Origin of the sequence: Pseudomonas sp. NPDC089996 (assembly GCF_044748405.1) — a bacterium.
Classification (GTDB): domain Bacteria; phylum Pseudomonadota; class Gammaproteobacteria; order Pseudomonadales; family Pseudomonadaceae; genus Aquipseudomonas.
Genome location: NZ_JBIVGA010000002.1, coordinates 229,015 through 243,279 on the forward strand (window position 1 = coordinate 229,015; position 14,265 = coordinate 243,279).

At 65.5% G+C, this 14,265-nt stretch carries 14 protein-coding genes; 11 read left to right on the forward strand and 3 right to left on the reverse strand.

The window, feature by feature from the left end; translation table 11 throughout:
* Position 1 precedes the first annotated feature (1 nt).
* Genes ACIPW4_RS04000 through gspD form a run of 10 tightly spaced genes read left to right on the forward strand, consistent with a single transcriptional unit; the run spans position 2 to position 8,128 of the window.
* Entirely contained in the window at positions 2 to 1,201 is a 1,200-nt protein-coding gene (locus ACIPW4_RS04000; protein ID WP_400655008.1) for a type II secretion system F family protein, read from the forward strand.
* A gap of 9 nt (positions 1,202 to 1,210) precedes the next feature.
* A complete protein-coding gene (gene gspG, locus ACIPW4_RS04005; protein WP_400655010.1) occupies positions 1,211 to 1,633 on the forward strand; it encodes a type II secretion system major pseudopilin GspG in 423 nt (140 codons plus the stop codon).
* Positions 1,634 to 1,635: 2 nt separating this feature from the next.
* On the forward strand, positions 1,636 to 2,076 hold the full coding sequence (locus tag ACIPW4_RS04010) for a Tfp pilus assembly protein FimT/FimU (protein ID WP_400655012.1): 441 nt from the start codon (positions 1,636 to 1,638) through the stop codon (positions 2,074 to 2,076).
* The gene (locus tag ACIPW4_RS04015) at positions 2,073 to 2,435 is read left to right on the forward strand and encodes a prepilin-type N-terminal cleavage/methylation domain-containing protein (RefSeq protein ID WP_400655014.1); all 363 of its coding nucleotides are present in this window, start codon (positions 2,073 to 2,075) and stop codon (positions 2,433 to 2,435) included. The genes ACIPW4_RS04010 and ACIPW4_RS04015 overlap by 4 nt, the downstream gene beginning before the upstream one ends.
* A complete protein-coding gene (locus ACIPW4_RS04020) occupies positions 2,432 to 3,040 on the forward strand; it encodes a prepilin-type N-terminal cleavage/methylation domain-containing protein (RefSeq protein ID WP_400655016.1) in 609 nt (202 codons plus the stop codon). The genes ACIPW4_RS04015 and ACIPW4_RS04020 overlap by 4 nt, the downstream gene beginning before the upstream one ends.
* Complete coding sequence (locus ACIPW4_RS04025) at positions 3,037 to 3,750, forward strand: type II secretion system minor pseudopilin GspK (RefSeq protein ID WP_400655018.1); 714 nt, start codon at positions 3,037 to 3,039, stop codon at positions 3,748 to 3,750. The genes ACIPW4_RS04020 and ACIPW4_RS04025 overlap by 4 nt, the downstream gene beginning before the upstream one ends.
* Complete coding sequence (locus tag ACIPW4_RS04030; protein WP_400655019.1) at positions 3,747 to 4,790, forward strand: PilN domain-containing protein; 1,044 nt, start codon at positions 3,747 to 3,749, stop codon at positions 4,788 to 4,790. Before ACIPW4_RS04025 ends, ACIPW4_RS04030 begins: the two co-directional genes overlap by 4 nt.
* On the forward strand, positions 4,771 to 5,388 hold the full coding sequence (gspM, locus tag ACIPW4_RS04035; protein WP_400655021.1) for a type II secretion system protein GspM: 618 nt from the start codon (positions 4,771 to 4,773) through the stop codon (positions 5,386 to 5,388). The genes ACIPW4_RS04030 and gspM overlap by 20 nt, the downstream gene beginning before the upstream one ends.
* Positions 5,385 to 5,897 (forward strand): hypothetical protein, encoded by a 513-nt coding sequence (locus ACIPW4_RS04040; RefSeq protein WP_400655023.1) that lies wholly within the window; start codon positions 5,385 to 5,387, stop codon positions 5,895 to 5,897. Before gspM ends, ACIPW4_RS04040 begins: the two co-directional genes overlap by 4 nt.
* A complete protein-coding gene (gene gspD / locus ACIPW4_RS04045; protein WP_400655025.1) occupies positions 5,894 to 8,128 on the forward strand; it encodes a type II secretion system secretin GspD in 2,235 nt (744 codons plus the stop codon). Before ACIPW4_RS04040 ends, gspD begins: the two co-directional genes overlap by 4 nt.
* Before the next feature lie 204 nt (positions 8,129 to 8,332).
* On the opposite strand, the gene ACIPW4_RS04050 is transcribed toward gspD, so the two are convergent.
* Genes ACIPW4_RS04050 through ACIPW4_RS04060 form a run of 3 tightly spaced genes read right to left on the reverse strand, consistent with a single transcriptional unit; the run spans position 8,333 to position 12,194 of the window.
* Positions 8,333 to 9,658, reverse strand: coding sequence for a c-type cytochrome (locus tag ACIPW4_RS04050; RefSeq protein WP_400655027.1), 1,326 nt, complete (start codon positions 9,656 to 9,658; stop codon positions 8,333 to 8,335).
* 11 nt (positions 9,659 to 9,669) lie between these two features.
* On the reverse strand, positions 9,670 to 11,439 hold the full coding sequence (locus tag ACIPW4_RS04055; protein ID WP_400655029.1) for a GMC family oxidoreductase: 1,770 nt from the start codon (positions 11,437 to 11,439) through the stop codon (positions 9,670 to 9,672).
* Positions 11,440 to 11,474: 35 nt separating this feature from the next.
* Positions 11,475 to 12,194, reverse strand: coding sequence for a gluconate 2-dehydrogenase subunit 3 family protein (locus ACIPW4_RS04060; RefSeq protein ID WP_400655031.1), 720 nt, complete (start codon positions 12,192 to 12,194; stop codon positions 11,475 to 11,477).
* 339 nt (positions 12,195 to 12,533) lie between these two features.
* On the opposite strand from ACIPW4_RS04060, the gene aspT reads away from it, so the two are divergent.
* Positions 12,534 to 14,216 carry an aspartate-alanine antiporter gene (gene aspT, locus ACIPW4_RS04065; protein ID WP_400655034.1) on the forward strand — a complete coding sequence of 561 codons (1,683 nt, stop codon included), beginning with the start codon at positions 12,534 to 12,536 and terminating at the stop codon, positions 14,214 to 14,216.
* Positions 14,217 to 14,265 lie beyond the last annotated feature (49 nt).

Consider the following 14,265-nt stretch of genomic DNA (forward strand, 5'->3'; position numbering starts at 1 on the left):
CATGCCGGTCTATGCCTACAGCGCTCTGGACAGCGAAGGCCGCAAGCAGCGGGGTGAAGTGCAGGCCGCCGACCAGGCCCTGGCCGCGCGCCAGTTGCACCAGCGCGGCCTGCTCGTGCTCAGCCTCAAGCCGGGCAGCTGCCTGCTGCGTTCCGGCACCCGGCGCAGCGTACTGAAGCCTGCCGAGTTGATCAGTTTCACTCAGCAGCTCACCACCCTGATCAGTGCCGGCCAGCCACTGGACAAGGCCTTGGCCACTTTGCTGAAGAACCAGCGCAAGCCGGCAGCAAAGGCCCTGTTCGAGCGCGTGCGTGACCAGGTCAAGGCAGGCCAGCCACTGTCCCTGGCGCTGGAAGAACACCCGGCCATCTTCACACCCTTCTACACCAGCCTGGTGCGTGCCGGCGAAGCGGGCGGTGTACTGGACGTCACCCTGGCGCAGCTGGCCAGTTACCTGGAGCGCAGCCAGACATTGCGCGCCGAAGTGCTCAATGCCCTGATCTACCCCGCGTTCCTGGTGATCGGCGTGATCGGTTCGCTGGGGTTGCTGCTGGCCTACGTGGTGCCGCAGTTCGTGCCCATCTTCCAGGACCTCGGCGTGCCGATTCCCTGGGTGACCCGGGCCATCCTGGCGTTGGGCGACTTCGTCAATGCCTGGGGGCTGATCAGCCTCGGCGCCCTGGCCGCCCTGTGTTGGGCACTGCTGGTAATGCGCCGTAACCCGCAACGGCGCATCGCCCAGGACCGCCGGCTATGGCGCAGCCACCTGCTGGGGGCGCTGCTGCAAAAGCTCGAAACTGCGCGCCTGGCACGCACCCTCGGCACCTTGCTGAGCAACAGCGTCACCCTGCTCGCAGCATTGTCGATTGGCCGTGACGTCAGTACCAATCATGCGCTGCGCGAGCACGTCGGGCAGGTCGGCGAGGCAGTCCGTCAAGGCTGCAGCCTGCCCCACGCACTGTCCACCGACCCGCTATTGCCAGACCTGGCCCTGCAGATGATCGAGGTCGGCGAACAGTCGGCCAGCCTCGGCGCCATGTTGCTCAAGGTGGCGGATGTGTACGACACCGAAAGCAAACGCACCATCGACCGCCTGCTGGCGGCCCTGGTGCCGACACTGACCATCGTCATGGCGGTACTGGTGGCAGCGATCATGCTCGCCATCATGCTGCCGCTCATGAGCCTCACCAGCACAATCTAGGAAACCGCCATGCGCTCCCACTCCCGTCCTTCCGCCCGCCAGGCGGGCTTTACCCTGCTCGAAATGCTCGCGGTCATCGTGCTGCTGGGCATCGTCGCGACCATTGTCGTGCGCCAGGTCGGCGGCAACGTCGACAAGGGCAAGTACGGTGCCGGCAAGGCCCAGCTGGCCAGCCTGAGCATGAAGGTCGACAGCTACGCACTCGACGTCGGCGCCCCACCGGCCAACCTCGACCAGCTGCTGCACAAACCGGCCAACGCCAGCCAATGGGCCGGCCCCTACGCCAAGCCGTCCGACCTGCTCGACCCGTTCGGGCATGCCTTCGCCTACCGCTACCCGGGCAAGCACGGCAGCTTCGATCTGGTCTTCCTCGGCCAGGACGGTGCCCCCGGTGGCGAAGGCTACAAGGCCGACCTGGGCAACTGGCAGTAAGCATGGCCGCACCGCTGCACCACCAGCGTGGTTTCACGCTGTTCGAACTGTTGCTGGTGATCGTGCTGGTGGGCGTGGCCACGTCAATATTGGCGGTCGGCGTCGGCCGCGGCCTGCACAGCGCGCAGGAACGCACGGCCCTGGCCCACATGGTCAGTGCGCTGCGCAGTGCGCGCATGCAGGCCATCGGCAGCGGCCAGCCGGTGCGTGCCGGCTTCGACCTGCAGCAGCGCAAGGTACAGACCGCCGGGCATGCACCCGCCAGCTGGCCTGAAGATTTCAGCGTGCGCCTGCACACCGCAGACGGCCTGGGCGCCGCGTTCGAGTTCTACCCCGATGGCGCTGCCAGTGGCGGCAATATCCAGATTACCCGCGGCGAGCGGCACTGGCGCATTGATGTCGGCTGGCTGACCGGCCGCGTGACGCTGAAGGCCCTGCAATGAACCGGCAGTGCGGCTTCACCTTACTGGAAATGCTCGCCGCCATCGCCCTGCTGGTGATCGCCGCGTCGATCCTGCTCGGCGCCTTTGCCCAGAGTGGCCGCTCGCTGCAACAGGTGGCGCGTGCCGATCGGCACAACAGTGTCGTACGCTCGCTGATCGATGACGTCGACCTCGGCACGCTCGAACCCGGCCGGCAGCGCGGCCGCTGGCAGGGGCTGGCGTGGACACTGGATGTGAGCCCGGCCGCAGTTGCGCCAGGGCGCGTCACCCTGTTCCGGCTCGACCTGACGCTGGGTGAAGGCCGCCACGCTTCGCGCTACAGCACCTTGCGCGCCCGCACTACAGGGGCCGCGCCATGAAACGCCAGGGCGGTTTCACACTGCTGGAAGTGCTGGTGGTGATCAGCTTGCTGGGCCTGCTGCTGGGGCTGGTCGGCAGCGCCCTGGTGGCCTCGACCCGTGCCGTGGCCAAGGCCCAGCGCTACAGCGACAACCTGGATGAACGCCGCGCCACACAGCGCTTTTTGCGCCAGTCCCTGAGCCAGGTGCTACCGCTGACCGGGCGCACGGCCGATGGCCGCCACACCAGCACCTTCGAAGGCGCTGCCGACAGCGTGATGTTCTATGCGCCACTGCCAAGTTCGGTGGGCGGCGGGCTTTACCGCCAGCGCCTGCAGGTGCGCGGCCATCGCCTCGAAGTGCAGCTGGCCAGGCTCGATGGCCGTCGGTTGCAGGCCTGGGGCGAGCCACAGCGCCTGCTCAATGGCGTCGAAGCGCTGCACCTGCAGTACCGCGGTTACACCCCGCTGGGCAAGGCGACCGGCTGGCTGGCGCAATGGCCCTGGCCAGAGCGGGTGCCGCAAGCGGTGCGGGTCGACCTGCGCCTGAACGGCAGCCAGCAGGCCTGGCCAACGCTGCAGGTGAACCTGCTGCTGGACCTGTCCGGCGACGGGGGTCGGCCGTGAAGCGCCAACGCGGTGCCGCACTGCTGCTGGCGTTGTGGGTGATCGGGCTGCTGAGCGTATTGCTCGGTGGCCTCGCCGTCTCTGTGCAATTGCAGCAGCGCCAGGCCCTCTGGCAAAGCCGCCAGGCGCAGGCCGCGCTGGCCGCACAGGCCGGCCTTGAGCTGGCCATAGCCAACCTGCTGAGCCGCGACGCGCAGCGCTGGCAGCCCGACGGCCAGTTGCATGTCGAGCACTTCGCCGGCAGCACCCTGCGCATCAGGGTGACCAGCGAGCGCGGCAAGCTCGACCTCAACGCGACCCCGGTCGCACCGCTCGAACGGCTATTGCGCGCCTGTGGCGCCGGCAGCGAGCGGGCCAAAACCATCACCCACGCTTTAAGGACGAGGCGCAACAAGGTACCTCTGCGAATGCTCGAAGAATTTCGCCAACTGCCCGGCATGAGCTATGCGCTGTATGAGCGCGTACTGCCGTCGATAACCGTGTGGTCCGGCACCGCCGAACCGGACCCGAACCTGGTCGAGCCGCAATTGGCCCGCGCGCTCGGTCTGCGCCGGGGCAACGGCCAGGTCGCCGACGCTGGGCAGATCCTCAGCGTCTACAGCGAGGCGACCCTGGAGGGTGGCTTTGCCGCGCAGGTGCAGGTCACCCTGGTGCTGCTGCCGGCCCACGCTGGCGGCAAACCCTATCGCGTGTTGCGGTGGCAGGAATGACCTCTCTGGCGAGCCGTTACCTGGCGTCGCTTGCCGGCAACCTGCGTTTCTGCGCTGCAAGGTGGCAACAGAGCTTGGCCAGGCGCTGGTTGCTGGCTTGGCGCACGGAACTGACCGAGCTGTTGCCAACCGCCCTGGCCGAACGCCTCGGACAGCGCACGGCGCCGCAGGTACTGGGCTGGCCCTTGCCTGCCGAACTTCAGGCCAACTACCCCGCCGTGCTCGTGCTCGATGCCCGGCAGGTGTTGGTGCAGCGCATCAGCCTGCCGCTGGCCGCCACGCGCAACCTCCGCGAAGTGCTCACTTACGAAATCGACAAATACACCCCCTATACCGCCGAACAGGTGCACTTCGTCGCCCGGGTGGTGCGCCAGCAGCCACCGAACGCCGAGGTCGAGCTGGTGGCCATCGCCCGCCAGCGCCTCGACGCCTTGCTCGTGGTTTGCCGTGAGCGCAGCCTGCCGCTGCTGGCCATCGACGCGCTGGGCAACGACGGCCAGCGCCTGGGGCTGGACCTGTTGCCAGCCGGGTGCGATACCGGCCTGGCCCGCCCGTCCCGCCTCGACCAAAGCTTGTGGCTGGGCCTGGCGGCCTGCTGCCTGCTGCTGATTGCCGTGTTCATCGACCAGCGCCAGGGCCTGGTGACAGTCATGCAGCAGCAAGTCGCCAGCCAACGTCAGGCCGTGCAGCACATCGAACAACTGCGCCAGGCCCTCGACAGCAGCGTCGGTGCCGCTTCCTACCTGGCCAGCCGCAAGGCCAGCCAGCCTACCGTCAGTGCGCTGCTGGCGGACCTCACCGCTTGCCTGGGCGATCAGACCTGGCTCGAGCAACTGGAAATCCACGACGCCGGCGAGGTGACATTCTCCGGCCAGAGCACGCGCAGCAGCGCCATGATCGCCCAGCTCAAGGCCTGCAACACCCTGGAGCATGCCCAGTTCCAAGGGATGATCCAGCCAGACAAGGCCACCGGCCAGGAGCGCTTTTCGATCAGCGCCCAGCTCAAGCGGGAGGTGCCCCATGCGCCCGCTCAACCCTAGGGAACGCAAGATCGTCGCGCTAGGCGTGCTCGGCCTGCTGCTCTGGGCCGGCTGGTACCTGTTCGTCGACAGCCTGTTGCTGGCGCCGCTGCGTGATCTCGATGAGCAGGCGCAGACCTTGCGTGAACAGCAACGCCGCTACGCCAGCCTGATGCTTCAGCAGCCGCATCTGGAAGCGCGCCTGCGCCAGGCCCGTAACGACCCGGCGCAGCGCGACAGCCTGCTGCCCGGCGACGACCCCAACGCCGTGGCCGCCGACCTCATGCAATACGCCGTCGAGCAGGTACGTCGCCAGGCCTCGACCGGCGCGGGCTGCGAGGTGACTCAGCGCATGCCTATCGCCCCTGCCGACAGTGACAGCGACGGCGCCAGGCCCGAGCCGTATCGACCGGTTAAAGTCAGTCTGACCCTGGCCTGCGCCATCGAACCGCTGGCTGCAATACTACAGGCCTTGGAATACGGCCAACCCAGCCTGTTCATCGACCAGTTGAGCATCCGCCGCAACACCGCCGCCGCCCAAGGCCCGGCCGGGCGCCTGGAAGTGCATCTGCTGATTCGCGGCTACCTGCAAGCCAATAACCAAGGGGGCCAGCCATGAAGGCAAAGACCTCCCGCCTGACCCTGCTGACCGCCAACGTGATGTTGCTGGCCAGCGCGGCGTGGGTGTTCGCGACACCGGCCCAGCCGCATTGGCTCGAAGCCCATGCCCGCACCAACGCCGCACCCAGCCAGCCGCCCGTGCGCCCGGTCAAGCCCGCCAAGGGGCAGCTGGCGGCCGTGTGGCAGCATCCGCTATTCAGCCCGGGCCGTCAGCCGGACGCCCATGGCCCCCAGGGGCAGGCGCCGGCGCTGTCCGGAATGACCTTGAGCGGCGTGCTGCTGGACGGAGAAAGGCGCTTCGCCTACCTGCGCGAAGGTCGCAAACCGGCCAGCAAGATTGCGTTGGGCGGCACCCTCGCCAGCGGCTGGACCTTGAGCCAGCTCAGCGCCACCAGCGCCACTTTCACTCGCGCCGGGCAAAGCCACACGCTCAGCATGCCGATGCTGCGCCTGCCACCGCCCTCCACCGCGCCCGCCATCACTCTTCCGCTTACGACGACCCCATGACCATGCCGCTTTCCCCTCGACTTCCCTTCCTTGCACTGCGGGCGCCCTTGCTGGGCCTGAGTGTCGCCGTCACCCTCGCCGGCTGTGCCCTGCCCCGGCAAGACCTGCAGCATGACCCGGCGCTGATGCAGGAGGCCCTCGACGGTGCCGGTGCGCCAGCGCCAGCCGCACTACCCGACGACACGCCGCTCGCGCCCGCGGCGAGCGCCGCGCCGACCCGGCAGATCATTCAAGGCAACCAGCGCTTCACCCGCCCTGCCAGCCGGCCTGCAACCCGTGCCGCCAGCGACCAGGGTGATATCGTCTTCAACTTCACCGACCAGCCGATCGAGGCGGTGATCAACAGCGTCATGGGCGACCTGCTGCACGAGAACTACAGCATCAGCCAGGGCGTGAAAGGCAGCGTAAGCTTCTCCACCTCGAAACCGGTGAACAAGCAGCAGGCGCTGTCCATTCTGGAAACCCTGTTGTCCTGGACCGACAACGCCATGATCCGCCAGGGCGATCGCTACGTGATCCTGCCCGCCGACAAGGCCGTTGCCGGCAAGCTGGTTCCGGAAGTTGCCGTGGCACAGCCCCCCGTCGGCCTCGCTGCGCGCCTGTTCACCTTGCGCTACATCGGCGCCAGCGAGATGCAGAAGCTGCTGCAGCCGTTCGTGCGTGACAATGCCTTCCTGCTGGTTGACCCGGCGCGCAACGTCATCAGCCTGGCCGGCACCCCGGAGGAGCTGGCCAACTACCAGGACACCATCGACACCTTCGATGTCGACTGGCTCAAGGGCATGTCGATTGGCGTGTACGGCCTGCAACGCGCCTCGGTGGCCGAGCTGATGCCACAGCTGCAGAAGCTGTTCGGCCCGGACAGCGGCATGCCGTTGTCCGACATGGTCAAGTTCATGCCCAACGAACGCACCAACTCGATCGTCGCCATCTCGTCGCAGCCTGAATACCTGCAGGAGGTCGGCGACTGGATACGCACCATCGACGAGGGCGGAGGCAACGAGCCGCAGCTGTTCGTCTACGACGTGCGCAATATGAAAGCCGCCGACCTGGCGCGCTACCTTCGCCAGATCTACGGCTCGGGCAAAGTCAGCGACGACACCCCGGCCAAGGTTGCACCGGGCCTGAAGACCACCAGCCTGACTTCGCTGAACGGCACCGACAGCCAGGGCCTCAATGGCAGCGGCATGACCGCCCAGGCGAACCAGGCCGATGACGAGCAGAGCGAAGCGTACGACGAGCCTTCGGAGCCAGGCGGCGAGACCGAATTGGGCAGCGCATCCGCCGAAGCGGGCGATGGCAATGCCAAGAGCCTGGAGCAATCCGTGCGCATCACCGCCCAGAAAAGCAGCAACCAGCTGCTGGTGCGCACCCGGCCGGCGCAGTGGAAAGAGATCGAAGCCGCCATCAAACGTCTGGACAGCCCGCCGCTCCAGGTGCAGATCGAAACCCGCATTCTCGAGGTCAAGCTCACGGGTGACCTTGACCTGGGCGTGCAGTGGTACCTGGGCCGCCTGGCAGGCAATTCGTCCAGCACCACCGTGGCCAACGAAAGCGGCAGCCAGGGCGCGCTGGGTGCCGGCGGCGTGGCGCTGGGCAGCAGCTCGATGTTCTACTCGTTCGTCAGCAGCAACCTGCAAGTCGCCCTGCGCGCCCTGGAGACCCGTGGCCTGACCCAGGTGCTGTCGGCGCCATCGCTGGTGGTGCTGAACAACCAGCAGGCGCAGATCCAGGTCGGCGACAACATCCCGATCAGCCAGACCACGGTCAACACCAGCAACTCCGACACCACCCTGAGCAGTGTCGAATACGTGCAGACCGGAGTCATCCTCGACGTGGTGCCGCGCATCAACCCCGGCGGCCTGGTGTACATGGACATCCAGCAGCAAGTCAGCGACGCCGATGACAGTGTCGTGACCACCACCCAGCCCAACCCGCGCATCTCCAGCCGCGCGGTGTCGACACAGGTGGCGGTGCAAAGTGGCCAGACGGTGCTGCTGGGTGGCCTGATCAAGCAGGACAACAGCCAGGCGGACACCCGCGTGCCGGGGTTGTCGCGCATTCCCGGCCTGGGCTGGCTGTTTGGCAGCAGCGCCAAGAGCCGCGACCGGACCGAACTGATCGTATTGATCACGCCCAAGGTGGTGAACAACCCGGAACAGGCACGGCAAGTCACTGCGGACTATCGTCAGCAAATGCAGTTGCTGAAGCGGGAAGTCAAGGGAAGCTGACGGCCTTTATCCTGCCCCTGAAAAAACCCGAAAGCCGGCATTTTTGAGAATGCCGGCTTTTCAGTTCAGTTTCAGCGCACCCCCGTCGCAGGGCCGGCTATCCGGCTCCCTTGAGCGCATCGGCTAGAAGCGCAGCGGTCTGGTGTAGTGCGCGTTCGCGTACCGCCTTGCGCGCAGCCACCGGAACGCCTGTGAAAGCGAACATCATGGGTGAGCGTGCAGCTCGGCACGCACAGTGCGCACTTGCTCCGCCGTCACCGCCGGGGCCTGGTTCGACCAGCCCTGGCGCAGGAACGTTACCAACTCGGCCACCTCGGCATCGTCCATGCGTTCGGCAAAGCCAGGCATCGGCAGCACCGAAGGCGCACGCTCGGTCGAAGGCGTCGCCGCCCCTGCGAGGATCACGTGCAGCAATGCATCGGCATTGGCCGCGTTGACCACCGTGGCCCCGTCCAGGCGCGGGAATACACGCTCTGCACCCTTGCCTGAAACGAAGTGGCAGGCACCGCAGTTGTCGATGTACAGCCGCTCACCCAGGGTCAGGTCCTTGGCCGCCGTCAACCTGGCCGTGGTCACCTCGCTGCGCTCGGCCTGCTGCTGGTACGCCGGGCCTTTGGCCGGTGGCAGCGACTTCAGGTACGCGGCCATGGCCTGCAGGTCGGCATCGCTCATGTGCGAGGTGCTGTTGGCGATCACGTCGGTCATCTCGCCAGCGACCGAGGCCTTGGCGTTGCGGCCGCTGCCCAGGTACTCGACCAGCTCTTCCTGGCTCCAGTGCGGCATGCCGCGCAGGGCCGGGACGTTCCAGCCGTTCAGCTCGGTACCGGTGAGGTAGCCGCTGGCGGATTCGTCCAGGCCTTTCTCCTGCAACGTCAGTGCACGCGGGGTGTGGCACGAGCCACAGTGCCCCAAGCCTTGCACAAGGTAGGCACCCTGGGTGATCTGCGCATCACCGCCAACCTGCGCCGCACGTGCCTCAGGCGCCGGCGAGAACAGTGCACGCCAGTAGGCCAGCGGCATGCGGATCGACAGCGGCCACGGAATGTCGTTGGCCTTGTTCGGCTGCTCCACCGCAGCTACGCCCTGCATGAAGTAGGCATACAACGCCCGGGTGTCTTCATCGCTGACCTTGGCATAGGACGGGAACGGCATCGCCGGGTACAGCGCACTGCCATCATGGCCAATGCCCCTGCGCACAGCGCGTTCGAACTCGCCGTAGGTCCAGTTGCCGATACCGGTCTGCTTGTCCGGTGTGATGTTGGTCGAGTAGATCGTACCGATCGGCGAGGCGATGCCCAGCCCGCCCGCGAACGGCTTGCCGCCGTCGTGGCTGGTGTGGCAGGCCACGCAGTCACCCGCGCGGGCCAGATAGGCGCCCTTCTCGATCAGCGCCGGGGTCACGGCCTGGGTCAGTTCGGCAGCGGCGTCACCCGAACGGTTGAGCAGGCCGGCGACGATCCACGCCAGCACGGCGGCCAACACGGCGACACCCAGCAGTACCGACAGGATGGAACGGGATTGGGTTTTCATGTTCTCGCTCCTCACGCCTGCACCAGCGGGCCTGGATTTTTCACGTACAGGTCCTTGATGGCCTGGGCCGCGAACAGGGTCAGTGCGCCGATCATCGAAGTCGGGTTGGCCTGGAAGTTCTGCGGGAAGGCGTTGCCGCCCGGCACGAACACGTTGTGCACGTCCCAGCTCTGCAGGTAACGGTTGAGCGCGCTGGTGTGCGGCGAGTCACCCATGATCGCGCCACCGACGTTGTGGGTGGACACGTACTTGGTGATGTCCCAGTGCGAATCCATGCCCAGGAAGCTTTCGCTGTAGCTGTCCGGGTTCAGCTCCTGGGTGATGTCCAGCACGATCTTGCGCAGGTGCTGCTGCAGCTTGAGCTCGTTCTCCTTCCAGTCGAAGGTGATGCGCAGCAGCGGCTGGCCCCACGGGTCCTTGTAGGTCGGGTCGAGGTCGACATAGTGGTCGCGGTACGACATGCAACCGGTGGAGATGCTGATCTTCATCGAGTGGCCGTACCAGTCCTGCATGCCCTCCTTCCAGCCCTGGCCCCATTCTGGCGTGCCGGACGGCAGCGCAGTGCCGATCGGCGTACCGGTGGCTTGCGAGCTGTGGATCTTGGCGCCGCCGATGAAGCCCAGCGACGGGCCATCGTAGTTGCCCGGAGAAACGTCGTTGAACATCTGCCCGGTGGCGCCAGCGGTGGCGAACGGGTTGAAGTGCTTGTCCTTGAAGAACAGCGTGGCGCCGCCGTTGCTGAGGAACGCGTAGTTGCGGCCGACGGTGCCCTCGCGGGTAATCGGGTTGTACGGTTTGCCGATGCCTGAGAGCAGCATCAGGCGCACGTTGACGAACTGGAACGCCGCCAGCACGACGATCTTGGCCGGCTGGAACACTTCATTGCCCTGGGCGTCGACGTAGGTGATGCCCTTGGCGGTCTTGCCGTCCGGGTGCAGCTCCACGCGCAGCACGTTGGCGTTGACCCGGTAATCGAAGTTGTCCATGCGCTTGAGCGCGTCCATCACCGCGGTTTGCGGCGAGGCCTTGGAGTAGTTCAGGCACGGGTACTTGCTGCAATAGCCGCAGTAGTTGCACGGCGCGATCTGGTTGCCGTAGGGGTTCTTCCAGGCCCGCGACACGTTGGCCGACGGGTTGGGGAACGGGTGGTAACCCAGCTTGCGGGCGGCGTCGGCGAACAGCTTGTTGTTCAGCGTATCTTCCAGCGCTGGCAGCGGATACGGGTTGGAGCGCGGCCCTTCGAACGGGTCGCCACCCACCAGGATCTGGCCATTGAGATTGCCGGTGTTGCCCGACAGGCCGCAGATCTTGTCGAACTTGTCGAGGTACGGCTCGATCTCGTCCCAGGTGAACGGAAAGTCGCCGATAGTCATGTCGCTCTGCAGGATGCCCGGGGCATAGGCCTGGTCGGCGTAGGTCTTGAGCTTGATGTCGGTCGGCGTAGGGCGGATCAGCACGCCGGTCCAGTGCAGGCCCGAACCCCCGACGCCGGTGCCAGGCACGAAGGCGTCCCACTGGCGGGTGGGCAAGGCGGTGCCGTTGAGGTTGTGGCGAACGGTGAGCGCGCCGTCCTTGGGCGTGACCATGATCTTGTTGCGCACGCCGTAGGCGTACTGGTCTGCCGGTTTCGGGTAGGCGAAATCGGCGTTGGTGCGGTCTTCACCGCGCTCGAAGGCGCGCACTTTCAAGCCTGCCTGGGCAAGCTCGATGCTCATCAGCGAGCCAGCCCAGCCCAGGCCGACGACGGCGACGTCGACTTCGTCATTGGTAATGTGTGGCATAAAAACCTTGAATGCTGTAACTCGAAGCGAAGGGATCAACCGCGTTGGCCGGTCAGGCTGACCGGGCCGAGGGGATACGGGACGTTGTGCTGGGCAACCCATTCCAGGTAGCTGGCCCGGGCACCGGGGAAGCCGATGGCGATCCACGCCTTCATGCCCTTGTTGCCGCCGTAGATCGGGTCGGCCAGCCAGCCCTGGCGGCTGTGGTTGAGCAGCTCGCCGAAGAACAGCTTGGCCTTGAGCACGCTTTCGCCGTGGGCCGCGAAGTCGACCTGGCCGCCTTGTAGCTTCTTCAGCACGTCATCGCGCTTGCCCAGGTCAAGCAGGGCGAAGTGCTGGCCGTGGGTGGCCTGGCACCAGCTTTCCAGCGCGGCGATGCCTTTGCGGTAGATCTGCTGAGGGGTATACGGCAGTTGGTAGCCGAGGGTGGCCGGGGCATTCAGGTCGAACGGGCCTTCCAGGTAGATCTCGCTGCCCAGGTCACCGGCCAGTTGCTGGTCGATGAAGATCGGCACGTTGGTTTCCAGGGCACCGGGGCCACGGCCGTCGGCGGGGATCAGGCGATCGCAGGCGGCGAGGATGAAGGTCCATTCGGCCGGGGTGAAGAAGCACGGGGTGTAGCTGTCGAGGCTCGGCGCCGCCATCTCCGCCGCCATCGCGGCACTCAGGCCGTTGACGGTGATGCCCATCGCGGGCAAGGCGATCAGCGACGAAAGCAGGAACTTCCTTCGCGAGGTTTGTTTGGCTAACAACATGCAGGTCTACCTATGACTAATCACTCAGACCCGTGATACGTGCTTTTCGGCAGGCTCAGGCACTGCTCTTGTGGACAATCGCGAGTGCGCCGCGCCAGAGGCAGCGAACTCAACCAGTCATACACATGACAGACATCGTATCTCACGGAAGGCAAATGATAGCAGGCTACCTATGTGGTAACAATTTGTTTCCTAGATGATTGTCAACGGAACGATTGTCGCACGTGGCGGAGTCTGTGCCCTTCCAGATGTCCATTTCACGACACCGCCCTGCCCCGCCAGGATTATCCTCATACTCAACAGCGTGGAAATCACTCATGAAGGGATGAGGTGAAGGCGATGATCGAGCTGGCGCTGGGTGCCTTGCGTGCCAACCCTGAGATTGCAGTGTTTCTGGCGATCGCATCTGGCGTGATCGTGGGGCGCCTGCAGGTTGGCAACTTTCACCTTGGCTCGGTTGCCGGAGCTTTGCTGATGGGCCTGCTGATCGGGCAGATCGGGGTGCAGGTGCCCCATGAACTCAAAGCCGTTTTCTTCGCCTTGTTCATCTACGCGGTCGGCTTCAAGAGCGGCCCCGAGTTTTTCGGCAGCCTCAACCGCGGCACGTTGAAGCTGGTCTTGCTGTCGGTGATCCTCTGCGCGACGGCGCTCGGGGTGATCCTCGCCATGAACGCGCTCTATGGCTTTGACGCCGGCTTCACCGCAGGGCTTGGGGCTGGCGCACTGACCGACACGGCTATCATGGGCACAGCCAGCAGTGCCATTGCCCAACTGCCACTGGATGCGGCCGCCAAGGCGCAGCTCAACAGCCACATGGCGGTCGCCTATGCGATTACCTATGTTTTCGGCACCGTAGGGTTGATCGTGTTTGTCGGCAGCATTGCGCCCAGGCTGCTGGGCGTCGATTTGAAAACCAGCGCCCAGGAGCTGGAGCGCGAGTTGGGAATAGAGCGTCAGGAGGAAGCGATCAGCATCCCCTACACGCGCATCGTCGTCCGGGCTCACCGCCTGCTCGAGGCCCAGGTACCAGGCCACACCATCGCGGATGTCGAGGCGCGCTACCCGTCACTGAGCATCGAACGGGTGATCCGCGCCAACGCGATAATCGAGCGGGACCCGACACTGGTGCTACTGCCAGGCGATGTACTAGGCATCTACGCCTTGCGCGATTCGGTAAGTCAACTCGATACCTGGATCGGGCCCGAGGTGGACGACGCTGCGAGCCTCTCATTCCCCACACGCAGTGCGGATGTGGTGCTGACGAAACCTCGCCTGGCCGGCCGCACTATCCATGACATCAAGCTGGCCATCACCGGTGCCGAACGCATGGGGTGCTTCCTGACCGGCATCACGCGCCAGGGGCTACCGCTGCCGCTGCTCCCTGACACCATATTGCGTCGAGGCGACGTGATCAGCCTGACGGGACGCGCGGCCAGCGTAGATGGCCTGGCGGCGCAACTGGGGCGCGAACGTAAACCGAGCCACCGCACGGACATTGCCCTGCACGCCTTCGGCATGGTCATTGGTTCGCTGCTGGGCTTGCTCTCGACGCATATCGGCATGATCCCCGTCGAATTGGGGATTGGTGGCGGCATCTTGCTGACGGGGCTGGTGATCGGCTGGTACAACTCGCGACACCCCGAGCTTGGCGCGCTTCCCCCCGCTGCGCAGTGGGCATTCTCCGAATTCGGCCTGACGGCGTTTGGTGCTGTAGTCGGCCTGCTGGCAGGGCCGGCGGCGCTCACCGCCATTCTGGATCAGGGCCTCTCGCTGTTCATCGCAGGCGCCCTGGTCACCCTCATTCCACCTCTGGTGACACTTTACGTAGGGCGCTACGTGCTCAGGCTGCATCCGATGATCCTGTTCGGCGCATTGGCGGGCGCGCAGACCGAAGCCGCTTCGATGAACAAGATCATCGAACAGTCCGGCAGCAATACGCCGGTGGTGGGTTTCACCGTCTGTTATGCGGTTTCCAATGTACTGCTGGCGGTGTGTGGCCCGATCATCATTGCGCTTGCCTGAGATCAAAAGGCCACTATTACGTAGGTGGATAGAGTTCAATAATTTTCAA